The sequence below is a fragment of the Streptomyces sp. Xyl84 genome (assembly GCF_059731885.1).
The window spans coordinates 1,133,825-1,149,368 of sequence record NZ_AP029182.1; the positions used below are offsets into that span (position 1 = coordinate 1,133,825).

12 protein-coding genes are annotated in these 15,544 nt (G+C 72.1%); 9 read left to right on the plus strand and 3 right to left on the minus strand.

The genetic code is table 11. The features are described 5' to 3' along the window. Positions 1-275 precede the first annotated feature (275 nt). Positions 276-1,613, minus strand: a complete 1,338-nt coding sequence (locus AC6I72_RS04875; RefSeq protein WP_497999629.1) for a 6-phospho-beta-glucosidase — start codon at positions 1,611-1,613, stop codon at positions 276-278. A 253-nt stretch (positions 1,614-1,866) separates the two neighbouring features. On the opposite strand from AC6I72_RS04875, the gene AC6I72_RS04880 reads away from it, so the two are divergent. Together AC6I72_RS04880 and AC6I72_RS04885 are read left to right on the plus strand one after the other, a co-directional pair. Beyond that, a complete protein-coding gene (locus AC6I72_RS04880) occupies positions 1,867-2,709 on the plus strand; it encodes a hypothetical protein (RefSeq protein ID WP_497999630.1) in 843 nt (280 codons plus the stop codon). 535 nt (positions 2,710-3,244) lie between these two features. Continuing rightward, complete coding sequence (locus tag AC6I72_RS04885) at positions 3,245-4,678, plus strand: glycoside hydrolase family 16 protein (RefSeq protein ID WP_497999631.1); 1,434 nt, start codon at positions 3,245-3,247, stop codon at positions 4,676-4,678. A gap of 85 nt (positions 4,679-4,763) precedes the next feature. Here AC6I72_RS04885 and AC6I72_RS04890 read toward each other — a convergent pair whose 3' ends face one another. Continuing rightward, a complete protein-coding gene (locus tag AC6I72_RS04890; RefSeq protein ID WP_497999632.1) occupies positions 4,764-5,756 on the minus strand; it encodes a helix-turn-helix domain-containing protein in 993 nt (330 codons plus the stop codon). A gap of 165 nt (positions 5,757-5,921) precedes the next feature. On the opposite strand from AC6I72_RS04890, the gene tkt reads away from it, so the two are divergent. The 7 genes from tkt (at position 5,922) to AC6I72_RS04925 (ending at position 14,943) form a co-directional block, all read left to right on the plus strand. Beyond that, positions 5,922-7,997 (plus strand): transketolase, encoded by a 2,076-nt coding sequence (gene tkt, locus AC6I72_RS04895; RefSeq protein WP_497999633.1) that lies wholly within the window; start codon positions 5,922-5,924, stop codon positions 7,995-7,997. A 19-nt stretch (positions 7,998-8,016) separates the two neighbouring features. Then, positions 8,017-9,186, plus strand: a complete 1,170-nt coding sequence (gene tal, locus AC6I72_RS04900) for a transaldolase (protein ID WP_497999634.1) — start codon at positions 8,017-8,019, stop codon at positions 9,184-9,186. Between the two features lie 71 nt (positions 9,187-9,257). Further along, positions 9,258-10,877, plus strand: coding sequence for a glucose-6-phosphate dehydrogenase (gene zwf, locus AC6I72_RS04905; RefSeq protein WP_498004593.1), 1,620 nt, complete (start codon positions 9,258-9,260; stop codon positions 10,875-10,877). Beyond that, positions 10,874-11,800: a glucose-6-phosphate dehydrogenase assembly protein OpcA gene (opcA, locus tag AC6I72_RS04910; RefSeq protein ID WP_497999635.1), complete on the plus strand. Its 927-nt coding sequence runs from the start codon at positions 10,874-10,876 to the stop codon at positions 11,798-11,800. Before zwf ends, opcA begins: the two co-directional genes overlap by 4 nt. Position 11,801: 1 nt before the next feature. Continuing rightward, positions 11,802-13,448 (plus strand): glucose-6-phosphate isomerase, encoded by a 1,647-nt coding sequence (gene pgi, locus AC6I72_RS04915; protein ID WP_497999636.1) that lies wholly within the window; start codon positions 11,802-11,804, stop codon positions 13,446-13,448. Between the two features lies 1 nt (position 13,449). Then, on the plus strand, positions 13,450-14,343 hold the full coding sequence (gene gnd / locus AC6I72_RS04920) for a phosphogluconate dehydrogenase (NAD(+)-dependent, decarboxylating) (RefSeq protein WP_497999637.1): 894 nt from the start codon (positions 13,450-13,452) through the stop codon (positions 14,341-14,343). A gap of 6 nt (positions 14,344-14,349) precedes the next feature. After that, entirely contained in the window at positions 14,350-14,943 is a 594-nt protein-coding gene (locus AC6I72_RS04925) for a histidine phosphatase family protein (protein WP_497999638.1), read from the plus strand. 117 nt (positions 14,944-15,060) lie between these two features. Here the strand turns inward: AC6I72_RS04925 and AC6I72_RS04930 are convergent, their stop codons facing one another. After that, positions 15,061-15,528 carry a TIGR03618 family F420-dependent PPOX class oxidoreductase gene (locus tag AC6I72_RS04930; RefSeq protein ID WP_497999639.1) on the minus strand — a complete coding sequence of 156 codons (468 nt, stop codon included), beginning with the start codon at positions 15,526-15,528 and terminating at the stop codon, positions 15,061-15,063. Positions 15,529-15,544: the final 16 nt, after the last annotated feature.

Here is a 15,544-nt window from a genome sequence, read left to right on the forward strand (position 1 = left end):
CAAGGAGGGGCCCGGTATCCGGCCACGGCGGTGGCCGGATCCGGCGTACGCGCAGAACGGACCGTCACCTTCGCGGCCCCGGGTGACCTCCGGATTTCTCCTCCGGACTTTTTCCCCCGGATTTTTTTCCCGGTGGGTGTATCAGGCCCCGCGTCAGCGACTCTCAAAGGTGGGGGACGCGGGGAGCACGGGGGAACCACGGGGGACGGGGGGCGGGGCGGTCGGTCGCCGGACGGGGGAGCGGCCGGCCGCCCCGGCGCGTGCTCCGCGCCCGACTACGTCAGGTAGGCCAGGCCCGGGTGGACCCGGACGTACTCCTCGACAAGAGTGCGGGCCACGGTCACGGAGTCGACCAGCGGGTGCAGGGCGAAGGCCTTCACCGCCGTCGCGCGCGAGCCGGAGTCGGCCGCGGCGAGCACCTCGCGTTCGACCGCCTTGACCGCGCAGACCAGCCCGGTGGCGTGGCCGGGCAGCGGCTCGGCCGCCACCGGGTGCGCGCCGTTGGCGTCGACGAGGCAGGGCACCTCGATCACCGCCTCGGAGTCCAGCGCCGCCAGCGTGCCGCGGTTGCGGACGTTGAGGATGAGGGTGGTGCGTTCGTCGCGGGCGACGGCCCGCATCAGGGCGAGGGCGACCTTCTCGTAGCCGCCGGAGAGGTCGTCGGCCTCCCGCTCGCCCGCCCCGGCGGCCTCCCTGTTCTCCGCCATGTAGGTGGCCTCGCGCTCGGCGCGGGTACGGTTCCAGGCGTCCAGCGCGGGGGCGTCGGGGGCGCGCAGTTCCTCGTAGAACCGGGCCTGCTGCTCGTGCAGGAAGGCCCCGCGCGTCCGGTCCGCGCGCCGGTAGGCGCGCACGGCCTCGCGGCCGAAGTAGTAGTAGTGCAGGTACTCGTTGGGGATCGCGCCCAGGGACCGCAGCCATTCGGCGCCGAAGAGCCGGCCCTCCTCGAAGGAGCCGAGCAGGCCGGGATCGGCGAGCAGGCGCGGGAGTTCGTCCCGGCCCGCGACCCGCAGACCGCGCACCCAGCCGAGGTGGTTGAGCCCGACGTAGTCGATCCACGCCTCCCGCGGGTCCGCGCCGAGCACCCGGGCGATACGGCGGCCCAGGCCGACCGGTGAGTCGCAGATGCCGATGACCCGGTCGCCGAGGTGGCGGGACATGGCCTCGGTGACGAGTCCGGCGGGGTTGGTGAAGTTGATGACCCAGGCGTCGGGTGCGAGGCGGGCCACCCTCCGGGCGATGTCCACGGCGACGGGAACGGTGCGCAGCCCGTAGGCGATCCCGCCCGCGCCGACGGTCTCCTGGCCGAGCACGCCCTGCGCGAGCGCCACCCGTTCGTCGTTCGCCCGCCCTTCCAGACCGCCCACCCGGATCGCCGAGAACACGAAATCGGCGCCGCGCAGCGCCTCGTCCAGGTCGGTGGTGGCCCGCACCCGGGGGGCGTCGGACACCGCGGCGGCCTGCTCGGCCAGGACCCGGGTGATCGCGGAGAGCCGTCCGGCGTCGAGGTCGTGCAGTACGACCTCGGTGACCCGGCCCTCGGCCCGGTCCGCGAGCAGCGCCCCGTACACGAGCGGCACCCGGAACCCGCCGCCGCCCAGAATCGTCAGCCTCACCCTCGCACCTCTCGCCACGGCCCTGCCCGGCCGCTCTGTCCACCACCCGGCCGGTGCCCGCACCTCACGCACCCTACTCGGCACCCGCCGCCCGCCCGCGAACCCCCGCCGCCCCGGCCCCGGCCCGGCCGGCCCCACGGCCCTCCCCCGCGCCGGTCTCTCGCCGTGCGCGAGCCGGAAACCGCTGACCCCGTGCCCGATACGTGATTCCATTCGAATCCCCACCCACCCCCTACGTATCGGCAGGGACCTGATGAGACGTCAACTGTTCGCCCTGGCCGTCCTGTCGGCGGCCGTCACGCTCGGTGCGGCGACCTCCGCGGCGGCGGCCGGACCGGCCTGGCAGGAGACCGGCACCTCGCACGTCGACTCGCTGAGCGGCAGTCAGGGACTCGCCAGCCGCGCGGACGGCTCGCTGGTGTACCGGGGCCTCGCCTCGGTCCCGCTGGACCTGCGCGTCAAGGGCTGGAACCACGTCGGCGACCCGGACATCGCGCAGGGCGACGTCTTCGACGCCTACCAGGGCGCGGACTCGGCGACGTCCAAGATGTTCGCCGTGACCACCCCGGACGGCAAGCGCTACGAGTACGTCCACCCGCTCGACGCGGGCGAGAAGGTGAACAACTCCTTCGCCGCCGTCTCGCCCGACGGGCAGTGGCTGGTGTCGGGCGAGTGGGGCGACCAGAACCGGCTCCAGGTCTTCCCCGCCCCGCTGCTCAACCCCTCCACACCGCGCACCGGCGGCACCCTGCCGCAGGCCCCGCAGATCAGCCTCGACAAGCCCGTACGGGACATCCAGGGCTGCGACTTCGTCGACGACACCCGGCTGCTGTGCGCGTCGGACGACGGTTCGAGGACGCTGTTCCCCGAGGACCGGCCGCTGCTCCAGGTGGACCTGGAGCACAAGCTGGACGGCGGCCCGGTGACCGGGCACGTCTCCAGCCTCTTCGGGCTGCCGCAACGCAGCGTCTGCTCCGGCACGTTCGAGGCGGAGGGCGTCGACTACGACGCCTCCCGCGGCACCCTGCGCACGGAGGTCGTCCCGCCGAGCGTGTGCAAGGTTGCGACGACGGTGTACGCGTACCGCCTCGGATAGGCGGACCGGCGGACCCATCGGACGGCGGCGGCGCCGGACCCGCCGCCGTCCGCGTCTCCGGGCGCGGGCGCGTCCGGGCGTGAGCGAACCCGTGCGCGGACGCTCCAGGCACAGGGAAGCCCAGGCGCGGGGCGGGCGCGAGCGAAACCGCACGAGGGCGCGTCCCGGCGCGAGCGAACCCGCCACAGGCGGGTCCCGGCGCGGGCGCACTCAGCCGTTCCGGGCACGGGCGTGCGCCCCCGCCCTCACCCCTCACCCGGCACCCGGCACCCGGCACCCGGCACCCGGCCGCCACCTTCCCCGGCGTCCCCGCCGCACCCCGGCCCCGCCCGCTCCTCGCCCCCGGACGGCCCGTATTCTCCCCGCTCCTCCCCCTTCTCCCCCTTCATCGGCTGAACTCCCCGGCCCTCGCGCGACTTTCTTTGCTTCAACTCTTGACGACCGGGGTGGCCGAGAGCACATTGGCGGCGCACCCACCGCCTGAGAGCGCTCTCAGAACGTCCGTTCCCACCGACTCCCCACCCGTGAGGCTCCCATGAGCGATCCTTCCGGCACCTTCGCCGACGTCCCCGTCGGCTCCCCCCGCAGACGGCGGCGCCCGGCGCGCCGCGCCCTCGTCGCGGTCCTCGGCACGCTCGGTCTGGCAGCGGCTCTCGCCACCGCGGCGACCCTTCCCGCGGACGCCTCGGCGCCCGCTCCCCCTTCCGGCTGGACGCAGGTCTTCCTCGACGACTTCAACGGCGCCGCCGGCTCCGGTGTCAACACCGCCGACTGGCAGTACGACACCGGGACGTCGTACCCGGGCGGTGCGGCCAACTGGGGCACCGGCGAGGTCGAGTCGATGACCTCGTCCACCAGCAACGTCGCGCTCGACGGCAGCGGCAACCTGCTCATCACCCCTCGCCGGGACGCCTCCGGCCACTGGACCTCGGGCCGGATCGAGACCACCCGCACCGACTTCCAGCCCCCGGCCGGCGGCAAGCTGCGCGTGCAGTCCCGCATCCAGCTGCCGAACGTCACCGGCGCGGCCGCCAAGGGCTACTGGCCGGCCTTCTGGATGCTGGGCTCGCCCTTCCGGGGCAACTACTGGAACTGGCCCGGCGTCGGCGAGCTGGACATCATGGAGAACGTCCAGGGCCTCAACACCGACTGGGCGACGATGCACTGCGGCACCAGCCCGGGCGGCCCCTGCAACGAGACGACCGGCATCGGCGGTTCCACCGCCTGCCCCGGCGCCACCTGCCAGGCCGGCTTCCACACGTACGCGATGGAGTGGGACCGGTCCACCAGCCCCGAGCAGATCCGCTTCTCCGTCGACAACGTCACCTTCCACACCGTGAGGGCCGATCAGGTCGACGCGACGACCTGGGCGAACGCCACGAACCACGGCTTCTTCGTCATCCTGAACGTGGCCATGGGCGGCGGCTTCCCCGGCGCGTTCGGCGGCGGCCCGGACAGCGGTACCGAGCCCGGCCACTCCATGGTGGTGGACTACGTGCAGGTGCTGCGCTCCTCGGGCGGCGGGGACGGCGGCACCACTCCCCCGCCCACCGGCAACCGCGACGCCTACAGCCCCGTACAGGCCGAGTCGTACGACGGCCAGAGCGGGGTGAACACCGAGGCGACCACCGACTCCGGCGGCGGCCAGGACATCGGGTCGATCGCCAACGGCGACTGGGCCCTCTACAAGGGCGTCAACTTCGGTTCGAGCGCGGCCAGGCAGTTCTACGCGCGGGTCGCGAGCGGGGCCGCGGGCGGCGTCAGCGGCCTGGTCGAGGTACGCCTGGACAGCCGGAACAACGCGCCGGTGGGGAGTTTCGCGCTGGCGAACACCGGGGGCTGGCAGTCGTGGCGGACGGTTCCGGCGAACATCAGCGCGGTGACCGGCACGCACGACGTCTACCTCACCTTCACCAGTGGCCAGCCGGCCGACTTCGTGAACGTCAACTGGTTCGACTTCGGCCACTGAGCGCCGTCGCTCACCACTGCTTTCGCCGGGGCCCCGCACGGCGTGCGGGGCCCCGGCCTGTTCCGGCGCGCGATCCGTCGCCGGGTCAGCGCAGTTCGGCCCGGAAGGCCACGGGGGTCTGGCCCGTGTGCAGGTGGAAGAATTTCGAGAAGTTGGCCGCGTCCGGGAAGCCCACCGCGGCGCCGACGCGGCCGATGGGGAGCCCGGTGTGGGCGAGGAGGCGCTTGGCCTCCAGGATCACCCGTTTGTCGATGAAGCCCTTGGGGGTCTCGCCGGTGGCGGCCCGCACGGCGCGCACGAGGGTGCGGCGGGAGTAGCCGAGGGCGTCGGCGTAGGCGCTGACGCTGTGGTTGGTGGTGAAGCCCTGCTCGACCGCGTCGCGGAACAGGGTGAAGGTGGTGTCGGCCTGCTGCCGCGCCGCCTCCGCCGAGCTGGCCGCGAGATGGGCCAGGCGGAGCAGGAACGCGGTCAGCGAGTGCCGCAGCACCGCGGTGTGCAGGCTCAGCGGCAGGGTGGCGGTGTCCTCGTACTCGCGGCGCAGTTGGGCGAGCGCCGCCTTCAGCGCCTCGCGCCGGGCCGCGTCCGGGTGCAGCAGCGGCGGCAGGTCGTAGCGGTACAGGCCGGTGGCCTCGACGGTGGCGCGGGGCAGGAACCCGGGCTGCATGGTGAGGACGGTTCCGCGGTACTCGTCCGTGCGGGAGAAGCGATGGGCCTGTCCGGGGCGGATCCACAGCACGTCGCCGGCGGCGGCCTGGTACTCGGCGAAGTCGACCATGTGCCGGACGGGGCCGTCGTCGAAGAGCATGACGACGTGGAAGTCGATGCGGTGGACACGGTGGAGAGGAGCCTCGGAGTGCCAGGTGTGTCCGGCGCCCATGGGGCCGATCTGCAGTCCGACGCCGCCGAGGCTGAGGTCGACCGGGAAGGGGAAGGTCCGGATCCCCTCGTCCGCCCCCGCACCGCCGCCGCCGGTGCCTGCGCCTCCGCCACTGCCCGCGCCGGTGCCCCCGCCGCTCCCGGCACCTCTTCCCGTGCCCTCGGCGCCCTCAGCGCCCTCATGGGTGATTGCGTCCGCCATGTCCTTCTCGTACCGCCTTGACCGCCCACCGGGCGGACCGAGTGATCCAACCGTGTCCCACTTTCACCACAGGCTGACACACAGAGACCTTCCGGCAAAAAAGTCTGACTTTTAAGTTCGAACACGTCCGGCAGCAATCCAGCTTCTTCCGAGGACTTCTTGAAGATGAACGAGCAGACAACCGTGCCCTTCGAGTGGACCGACCTCGACCGGCGTGCCGTCGACACCGCCCGCCTGCTGGCGGCCGATGCCGTGCAGAAGGTCGGCAACGGGCACCCCGGCACCGCGATGGCGCTGGCCCCGGCCGCCTACACGATCTTTCAGAAGCTGATGCGGCACGACCCGTCCGACCCGGAGTGGACTGGCCGTGACCGCTTCGTCCTCTCCCCCGGCCACACCTCGCTGACGCTGTACACCCAGCTCTTCCTCGCGGGGTACGAGCTGGAGCTGGACGACCTGAAGGCGTTCCGCACCTACGGTTCGAAGACGCCCGGTCACCCTGAGTACGGTCACACGGCTGGTGTGGAGACCACCACCGGCCCGCTCGGCCAGGGCGCCGCGATGGCGGTCGGCATGGCGATGGCCGCCCGCTACGAGCGCGGCCTGTTCGACCCGGACGCGCCCGAGGGCACCTCGCCCTTCGACCACACCGTCTGGGCGATCGTCTCCGACGGCGACCTGGAGGAGGGCGTCTCCGCGGAGGCCTCCTCGCTGGCCGGGCACCAGAAGCTCGGCAACCTGGTCTTCCTCTACGACGACAACCACATCTCCATCGAGGGCGACACCGCCACCGCCTTCTCCGAGGACGTGCTGAAGCGCTACGAGGCCTACGGCTGGCACACCCAGCGCGTCGAGCCGGACGAGAACGGCGACATCGACGTCCACGCCCTGTACGCGGCGCTGTCGGCCGCCAGGGCCGAGACGTCCCGTCCCTCGATCGTGGCGATGCGCACGATCATCGCCTGGCCCGCCCCGAACGCGCAGAACACCGAGGCCTCGCACGGCTCGGCGCTCGGCGCCGACGAGATCGCCGCCACCAAGCGCGTCCTCGGCTTCGACCCGGAGCAGTCCTTCCAGGTGGAGGACGCCGTCCTCGCGCACACGCGGCGGGCCCTGGACCGGGGCGCCGAGGCGCACGCCGCCTGGGACAAGCAGCTCGACAAGTGGCGCGGCGCCCAGCCGGAGCGGGCCGCGCTGCTCGACCGGATCGTGGCCGGCAAGCTGCCCGAGAACTGGCAGGACGCGCTGCCGGTGTTCGAGGAGGGCAAGTCCCTCGCCACCCGCGCCGCCTCCGGGAAGGTGCTCCAGGCGCTCGGCGGGGTGCTGCCCGAGCTGTGGGGCGGCTCCGCCGACCTGGCCGGCTCGAACAACACCACGATCGACAAGACGTCGTCGTTCCTGCCCGCGGGCAACCCGCTGCCGGAGGCGAGCCCCTACGGCCGCACGGTCCACTTCGGCATCCGCGAGTTCTCCATGGCCGCGGAGATGAACGGCATCGCCCTGCACGGCAACACGCGCATCTACGGCGGCACCTTCCTGGTGTTCTCCGACTACATGCGCAACGCGGTGCGCCTGTCCGCGCTGATGCAGCTGCCGGTGACGTACGTGTGGACGCACGACTCCATCGGCCTGGGCGAGGACGGCCCCACCCACCAGCCCGTCGAGCACCTGGCCTCGCTGCGCGCCATCCCCGGCCTGAACGTGGTCCGCCCCGCCGACGCCAACGAGACCGCCATCGCCTGGGCGGAGATCCTGGAGCGGCACGCCACCCGCCCGGCCCCGCACGGCCTGGTGCTCACCCGCCAGGGCGTGCCGACGTACGCGCCGAACCCGGACGCGGCCAAGGGCGGCTACGTCCTGGCGGAGGCCTCCACCGGCACCCCGGAGGTGATCCTGATCGCCACCGGCTCCGAGGTGCAGCTCGCCGTGGCCGCCCGCGAGACGCTGGAGGCGGAGGGGACCGCCACCCGCGTGGTGTCGATGCCATCCGTGGAGTGGTTCGAGGAGCAGCCGCGCGAGTACCGCGAGCGGGTGCTGCCGCCGTCGGTGCGGGCGCGGGTCGCCGTGGAGGCCGGCATCAATCTCACGTGGTACCGCTTCACAGGTGACGCAGGGCGCATCGTCTCCCTCGAACACTTCGGTGCCTCCGCCGACGCCGCGACCCTGTTCGCCGAGTACGGCTTCACCCCCGAGAACGTCGCCGCAGCGGCCCGCGCCTCGCTGGCCGCCGCGCGCGCATGATCCGCACGCAACAAGGAAGATGATCACTGTGAGCGAAGCAACCGCGACCGCCGGAGCGCTGGGGCGCCTGTCCGAGCAGGGCGTGTCGATCTGGCTGGACGACCTGTCGCGGCGCCGGATCGACTCCGGCAACCTGGCCGGGCTGCTGGAGGACAAGCACGTCGTGGGCGTCACCACGAACCCGTCGATCTTCCAGGCCGCCATCGGCTCCGGCGAGGGCTACGAGGAGCAGCTGGCCGACCTGGCCGTGCGCGGCGTCACGGTCGAGGAGGCCGTGCGCATGATGACCACCGCCGACGTGCGGGCCGCCGCCGACGTGCTGCGCGGTGTCCACGACGCGACCGGCGGCCGGGACGGCCGGGTCTCCATCGAGGTCGACCCGCGCCTGGCCCACGACACGGCGGCGACCGTCGCCGAGGCCCGCCAGCTGGCCTGGCTGGTGGACCGCCCGAACGTGATGATCAAGATTCCCGCCACCCGTGCGGGTCTGCCGGCCATCACGGAGGTCGTCGGAGCGGGTATCAGTGTCAATGTGACGCTGATCTTCTCCCTGGAGCGCTACCGCGAGGTCATGGACGCCTACCTCGCCGGCCTGGAGAAGGCGCGTGCCGCGGGCCTGGACCTGTCGCTGATCCACTCCGTCGCCTCCTTCTTCGTCTCCCGGGTGGACTCCGAGATCGACAAGCGGCTGACCCTGCTGGGCACCGACGAGGCGCTGGCGCTCAAGGGCAGGGCGGCGCTGGCGAACGCCCGGCTGGCCTACGAGGCGTACGAGCAGGTGTTCGGTTCCGTGGGCGGCGCGACCCGGCCGGGCGAGCGCTTCGCCACGCTCGCGGAGGCGGGCGCGAACGCGCAGCGTCCCCTGTGGGCGTCGACCGGGGTGAAGGATCCGGCGTACAAGGACACCCTGTACGTGGACGAGCTGGTCGCCCCGGGCACGGTGAACACCATGCCGGAGGCCACGCTGAACGCCACCGCCGACCACGGCGAGATCACCGGGGACACGGTGACCGGCGGTTACGAGCAGGCCCGCGCGGACCTCGCGGCGGTCGGGCGGCTGGGGATCTCCTACGAAGAGGTCGTCCAGCAGCTCGAGGACGAGGGTGTCGCCAAGTTCGAGACGGCCTGGCAAGACCTGCTGGACGCGGTCACGAAGTCCTTGAACAGCAAGGGAGCTGACGCGGAATGAGCAAGAAGCCCGCCGAGCCGGCGGCGAGCCCGTCGCCGGACGCCGGGGCCGAGGAGCCGAGCCCCAAGGCCATGCAGTCCACCGCACCGGCCCCCGCGGCCACCGCGCCGAAGACACCCGGGACGAAGGCGGCGCCCGCCGCCGTGCGCGTCCCGGTCGTCCCGGCCGCCGACTGGGTGAACCCGCTGCGCGACGCGCGGGACCGCCGGCTGCCCAGGATCGCGGGCCCCTCCGGGCTCGTCATCTTCGGCGTCACCGGCGACCTGTCCCGCAAGAAGCTGATGCCGGCCGTCTACGACCTGGCCAACCGCGGCCTGCTGCCGCCGGGCTTCTCGCTGGTCGGCTTCGCCCGCCGGGACTGGGAGAACCAGGACTTCGCGCAGGTGGTGCACGACGCGGTCAAGGAGCACGCGCGCACCCCCTTCCGCGAGGAGGTCTGGCAGCAGCTCGCCGAGGGCATGCGGTTCATCCCCGGTGACTTCGACGACGACACCGCGTTCAAGCAGCTGCGCGGGGCGGTGGAGGAGCTGGACGCCTCCCGGGGCACCGGCGGCAACTTCGCCTTCTACCTCTCGGTACCGCCGAAGTTCTTCCCCAAGGTCGTGCAGCAGCTGAAGAAGCACGGTCTGGCGGAGGGGCCGGACGGGGCCTGGCGGCGCGCGGTCATCGAGAAGCCGTTCGGCCACGACCTGGCCAGCGCCCGCGAGCTGAACCGGATCGTGCACGAGGTCTTCGACCCGGAGCAGGTCTTCCGCATCGACCACTACCTGGGCAAGGAGACTGTCCAGAACATCCTGGCGCTGCGCTTCGCCAACCAGATGTACGAGCCGATCTGGAACCGGTCGTACGTCGACCACGTGCAGATCACCATGGCCGAGGACATCGGCATCGGCGGCCGGGCCGGGTACTACGACGGCATCGGCGCCGCCCGTGACGTCATCCAGAACCACCTGCTCCAGCTGATGGCGCTCACCGCGATGGAGGAACCCATCGCGTTCGACGCGGAGGCGCTGCTCACCGAGAAGCTGAAGGTGCTCAAGTCGGTGCGGCTGCCCGAGGACCTGGGCGCCCACACCGTGCGCGCCCAGTACGCCGAGGGCTGGCAGGGCGGCGCGAAGGTGCCCGGCTACCTCCAGGAGGAGGGCATCGACCCGCAGTCGAAGACCGACACCTACGCGGCGGTCAAGCTGGGGATCGACAACCGCCGCTGGGCCGGGGTGCCGTTCTACCTGCGCACCGGCAAGCGGCTGGGCCGCCGGGTCACCGAGATCGCGGTGGTCTTCAAGCGGGCGCCGCACTCCCCGTTCGACTCCACGGCCACCGAGGAGCTGGGCGAGAACGCCATCGTGATCCGCGTCCAGCCGGACGAGGGCATGACGGTCCGGTTCGGCTCGAAGGTGCCGGGCACCTCCATGGAGATCCGGGACGTGACGATGGACTTCGCCTACGGCGAGTCCTTCACGGAGTCCAGCCCGGAGGCGTACGAACGCCTCATCCTGGACGTGCTGCTCGGTGACGCGAACCTGTTCCCCCGTCACCAGGAAGTGGAAGAGTCCTGGAAGATCCTCGACCCGATCGAGGGCTACTGGGACGAGCACGGCAGGCCCGCCCAGTACCCGTCGGGCACCTGGGGTCCGCGGGAAGCCGACGAGATGCTCGCACGAGACGGACGGAGCTGGCGCAGGCCATGAAGATCGACCTGACCGACACCACGGCAAGCAAGATCAACAAGGCGCTGGTGCAGGGCCGCCGCGCCATCGGCACGCCCGCCGTGGGCATGGTCCTGACGATGGTGATCGTCGCGGACGAGGAGAACGCCTACGACTCGATCAAGGCGGCCGAGGACGCCTCGCGCGAGCACCCCTCGCGCACCCTGGTCGTGATCAAGCGGCACGCGCGCACCCTGCGCGACCGCACTCACTCGCGGCTGGACGCCGAGGTCCGGGTCGGCTCGGAGGCCGGCACCGGCGAGACGGTGGTGCTGCGCACCTACGGCGAGGTCTCCGACCACGCCGACTCGGTGGTCCTGCCGCTGCTGCTGCCGGACGCGCCGGTGGTGGTGTGGTGGCCGGTGGAGGCGCCCGACAACCCCGCCGCGGACCCGCTGGGCGCGCTGGCCCAGCGCCGGATCACCGACCTGTACGCCTTCGAGAAGCCGCTGGAGGTCCTCGAGACCCGGGCGCGCCACTACGCCCCCGGCGACACCGACCTCGCCTGGACCCGGCTCACGCTGTGGCGTTCGATGCTCGCCGCGGCGCTGGACCAGGCCCGGGTGCGGGTGACCTCTGCGGCCGTGGAGGCCGAGGCGGAGAACCCGAGCGCCGAGCTGCTGGCCCGCTGGCTCGAGGCCCGCCTCGGCGTCACCGTGGACCGGGTCGGCAGCGCCGGCCCGTTCGTGACGGCCGTGCGCCTGGGCACCGCCGACGGCGAGATCGTCATCGACCGGCCCGAGGGACCGCTGGCCACGCTGAGCCTGCCCGGCCAGCCCTCGCGCACCCTGGCCCTCAAGGTCCGTCCCACCTCCGAACTCATCGCCGAGGAGCTGCGCCGCCTCGACGCCGACGAGATGTACGCCGTGGCCCTGCGGGGCGACGGGATCAAGGAGACCGTCTGACATGTCCGACACCCCCAAGCTGACCCGGCGTCCCGAGTGGACCGCGCTGGAGGACCACCGCGCCCAGTGGCAGCCGCACCTGCGGGAGCTGTTCGCCGAGGACCCCTCCCGCGCGGAGCGCTACACCGTGCGCGTCGGTGATCTGCGCATCGACTACTCCAAGCACCTGGTCACCGACGAGACCCTGCGGCTGCTGCGCGAACTGGCCAAGGCCACGGACGTGTTCGGGCTGCGCGACGCCATGTTCCGCGGTGAGAAGATCAACATCACCGAGAACCGGGCCGTGCTGCACACCGCGCTGCGCGCCGCGCGGGACGCGGTGATCGAGGTCGACGGCGAGAACGTGGTGCCGAAGGTGCACGCGGTCCTCGACAAGATGGCCGCCTTCGCCGAGCGGGTCCGCTCCGGTGAGTGGACCGGCCACACCGGCAAGCGCATCCGCAACATCGTCAACATCGGCATCGGCGGCTCCGACCTGGGCCCGGCGATGGCGTACGAGGTGCTGCGGTCCTACACCGACCGCGACCTGACGGTGCGGTTCGTCTCCAACGTCGACGGCGCCGACCTGCACGAGGCGACCCGCGACCTGGACCCGGCCGAGACGCTGTTCATCGTGGCGTCCAAGACGTTCACGACGATCGAGACGATCACCAACGCCACCTCGGCGCGCGACTGGCTGCTCAGGGGGCTGGGGGGCGAGGACAAGGCGGTCGCCAAGCACTTCGTGGCGTTGTCGACGAACGCGGAGAAGGTCACCGCGTTCGGTATCGACGTCGACAACATGTTCGAGTTCTGGGACTGGGTCGGCGGCCGGTACTCGTACGACTCCGCGATCGGCCTGTCCCTGATGATCGCGATCGGCCCGGACCGCTTCCGCGAGATGCTGGACGGCTTCCGCATCGTCGACGACCACTTCCGCAACGCGCCCGCCGAGGCCAACGCCCCGCTGATCCTGGGCCTGCTGGGCATCTGGTACGGCAACTTCTTCGACGCGCAGACGCACGCGGTCCTGCCGTACTCGCACTACCTGTCGAAGTTCACCGCCTACCTCCAGCAGCTCGACATGGAGTCCAACGGCAAGTCGGTCCAGCGCGACGGCGAACCGGTCGAGTGGCAGACCGGCCCGGTGGTCTGGGGCACCCCCGGCACCAACGGGCAGCACGCCTACTACCAGCTCATCCACCAGGGCACCAAGCTCATCCCGGCCGACCTGATCGGCTTCGCCAACCCGGTGGCCGAGCTGAGCGGCGAACTCAAGGCCCAGCACGACCTGCTCATGGCCAACCTGTTCGCCCAGGGCCAGGCGCTGGCCTTCGGCAAGACCGCCGACGAGGTGCGCGCCGAGGGTGTGCCCGAGGAGCAGGTCACGCACCGCACCTTCCACGGCAACCACCCGACCACGACCCTCCTGGCCGCCGAGCTGACCCCGTCGGTCCTCGGCCAGCTGATCGCCCTCTACGAGCACAAGGTGTTCGTCCAGGGTGCCGTGTGGAACATCGACTCCTTCGACCAGTGGGGCGTGGAACTCGGCAAGGTGCTGGCCAAGCGCGTCGAGCCCGCGCTCACCGAGGGCGCCGAAGTGCCCGGCCTCGACCCCTCCACCGCCGCCCTCGTGGCCGCCTACCGCGAACTGAAGGAAGTGAACTGACATGGCAGCGACGCAGTTGGGCCTGATCGGTCTCGGCAAGATGGGCGGCAACATGCGGGAACGCCTCCGCAACGCCGGCCTCACGGTCGTCGGGTACGACCGCAACCCCGAGGTCTCCGACGTCCCCAGCATGGTCGACCTCGTCGACCGGCTCGACGGGCCGCGCGCGATCTGGGTGATGGTCCCGGCCGGCGGTGCCACGCAGCACGTCATCGACCAGCTGGCGACCCTGCTCAAGCCCGGCGACCTCGTCATCGACGGCGGCAACTCCCGCTGGACGGACGACGAGAAGCACGCCAAGCAGCTCCACGCGCGGGGCATCGGCTTCGTCGACGCGGGCGTCTCCGGCGGGGTGTGGGGCCTCAAGAACGGCTACGCGCTCATGGTCGGCGGCGACAAGGAGCACGTCGACCGCCTGAAGCCGGTCTTCGACGCGCTCAAGCCCGAGGGCCCCTACGGATACGTCCACGCGGGCAGGGTCGGCGCGGGCCACTTCGCGAAGATGGTCCACAACGGCATCGAGTACGCGATGATGCAGGCCTACGCCGAGGGCTGGGAGCTGCTCGAGAAGGTCGACTCCGTGGACAACGTCCGCGAGGTCTTCCGCTCCTGGCAGGAGGGGACCGTCATCCGGTCCTGGCTGCTGGACCTCGCGGTCAACGCCCTCGACGACGACGAGCACCTGGAGAAGCTGCGCGGCTTCGCGGAGGACTCCGGCGAGGGCCGGTGGACCGTCGAGGCGGCCATCGACAACGCCGTGCCGCTCCCCGCGATCACGGCGTCCCTGTTCGCGCGGTTCGCCTCCCGCCAGGAGGACTCGCCGCAGATGAAGATGATCGCCGCGCTGCGCAACCAGTTCGGCGGCCACGCCGTCGAGTCGGCGAAGAAGGACTGATCCGTCGTGGGGGACCTTCTCCTGGTCCGCCACGGTGAGACGGAGTGGAGCCTGTCGGGACAGCACACCAGCCGGACCGACCTGCCCCTCACCCACCACGGCGAGGAACAGGCCAAGCTGCTCGCTCCGCTCCTCACCGGACGGACCTACGCACGCGTGCTCACCAGCCCGCTGAGCCGGGCCGTGCGCACCGCCGAACTCGCGGGCCTGACCGGCGCCGAGGCGGACGCCGACCTGCACGAGTGGGACTACGGCGGCTACGAGGGCGTGACCACCGCCGAGATACACCGCACCCGGCCCCGCTGGGACCTGTGGACCGACGGGGTGCCGCCGGGTGCCGACGGCACCCCGGGCGAGTCCCCCGAGGACGTCGGCCGCCGCGCCGACCGGGTGCTCGACCGGGTCGCCGCGGACCTCGCCCGCGACGACGGTGACGTGGTCCTGGTCGCGCACGCCCACTTCCTGCGGGTGCTGACGGCCCGCAGGCTGGGCCTGCCGCCCGCCGAGGGACGCCTGTTCCAGCTCGCCACGGGCACGGTCAGCCGGCTCTCCACGGAGCACGACCGTCCGGTGATCGCGGAATGGAACACCAGGCCGTAGCCCGGCCTGTCACATCGGTACGAAGGGCCCCGGTCGCGCACCGGGGCCCTTCTCCGTGCGGCCCGGGAGGCGTCCCGCGGACCGGGGCCGGCCGCGCCGGGCGCGAGGGCGCGCGGGTCAGTCCGCGCCGGGCGCCCGCGGGATCCCGTACGCCCGCTCGACCCGCAGGCGCAGCACCAGGCGCCGGTCGCGGACCATCGCGGCGCGGAAGTCGTCCCAGTCGGGGTGTTCGCCCAGGACGTCGCGGTAGAGGCGGACCAGTTCCCCGACGGTCTCGTCGTGCGGGTCCGCGGCGACCGGCGTCAGTTCGGCGCTGCCCTCGACGACCGTGTAGGCGCGCCGGTCGGCGCTGGTGACGTGGTAGGAGACGCGCGGGTCCCGGCGCGCGTTGCGGGTCTTGGCGCGGTCGTCGGTGACCGAGACACGCAGGACCCGCTCGTGCGGATCGTAGGCGTGGCTGACGTTCGACAGCTGCGGCCGGCCGTCGCGCTTGAGGGTGACCAGCACGCCGCCGTGCCCTTCGGTGAGCAGGGTGAGCAGAGCGGGGTCCGGGGCGGGCTTCGTGTCCTGGGGGTCCTGAGTCATGGCTGTATCGATATCC

Coding starts and splice junctions, on each gene's coding strand:
- AC6I72_RS04880 (WP_497999630.1), top strand. CDS start 1,867: ATGAGACGTCAACTGTTCGCCCTGGCCGTCCTGTCGGCGGCCGTCACG.
- AC6I72_RS04885 (WP_497999631.1), top strand. CDS start 3,245: ATGAGCGATCCTTCCGGCACCTTCGCCGACGTCCCCGTCGGCTCCCCC.
- AC6I72_RS04890 (WP_497999632.1), bottom strand. CDS start 5,756: ATGGCGGACGCAATCACCCATGAGGGCGCTGAGGGCGCCGAGGGCACG.
- tkt (WP_497999633.1), top strand. CDS start 5,922: ATGAACGAGCAGACAACCGTGCCCTTCGAGTGGACCGACCTCGACCGG.
- tal (WP_497999634.1), top strand. CDS start 8,017: ATGATCACTGTGAGCGAAGCAACCGCGACCGCCGGAGCGCTGGGGCGC.
- zwf (WP_498004593.1), top strand. CDS start 9,258: ATGCAGTCCACCGCACCGGCCCCCGCGGCCACCGCGCCGAAGACACCC.
- opcA (WP_497999635.1), top strand. CDS start 10,874: ATGAAGATCGACCTGACCGACACCACGGCAAGCAAGATCAACAAGGCG.
- pgi (WP_497999636.1), top strand. CDS start 11,802: ATGTCCGACACCCCCAAGCTGACCCGGCGTCCCGAGTGGACCGCGCTG.
- gnd (WP_497999637.1), top strand. CDS start 13,450: ATGGCAGCGACGCAGTTGGGCCTGATCGGTCTCGGCAAGATGGGCGGC.
- AC6I72_RS04930 (WP_497999639.1), bottom strand. CDS start 15,528: ATGACTCAGGACCCCCAGGACACGAAGCCCGCCCCGGACCCCGCTCTG.